Here is a 541-nt window from a genome sequence, read left to right on the forward strand (position 1 = left end):
CATGTAGTAGGCGATACCGACCCCGATGGGGGTCACCCAAAGTCCCAGGACGTTATGGGCGAACCACCAGTTGACGGTGGCTCCCGAGGCCCCGGGGAACACCACGGGCAGGTTGGCCAGCAGGAAGAGGATGGGGAACCACACCAGCGCGGCCAGCAGGTACCAGCTGGTGACGTAGAGATGTGATACCCGTCGGTTGGCGGCCGTCAGCAACAGCGGAATGGCACACAGGCCACCGCCGATCACGAACAGGATGTCGACCTGCCAGGGAAACTCGAGCCACTCCTCTCCGTCGGAGAGTCCCAGACTGATCGCCACCAGGCCGAGCATCATGCCGAGGTTCCAGAGCACGGCCCCCGATAAGGCGAATCGTCCGCCTACTAATGCCGTCTTGAACAGTCGCGGTATCAGGAAGATTGCCACCCCGACACCGGCCATGGATGCCCAACCATAGGCAACTGCGTTGAGGTGCATGGGGCGAACCCGGCCGAAAGTCAGCCATTCACTATCAGCCAGCAACTCGGGCCAGTGGAATTTGCCC

General features: G+C 62.1%; 1 protein-coding gene. It reads right to left on the reverse strand.

Annotated elements, in window-relative coordinates; translation table 11 throughout:
* On the reverse strand, positions 1-541 hold a 541-nt coding region (locus AOG26_RS20365), incomplete at both ends, for a cbb3-type cytochrome c oxidase subunit I (RefSeq protein ID WP_200907886.1).

The sequence above is a fragment of the Pseudoalteromonas sp. UCD-33C genome, from assembly GCF_001306895.1.
GTDB lineage: Bacteria > Pseudomonadota > Gammaproteobacteria > Enterobacterales > Alteromonadaceae > Pseudoalteromonas.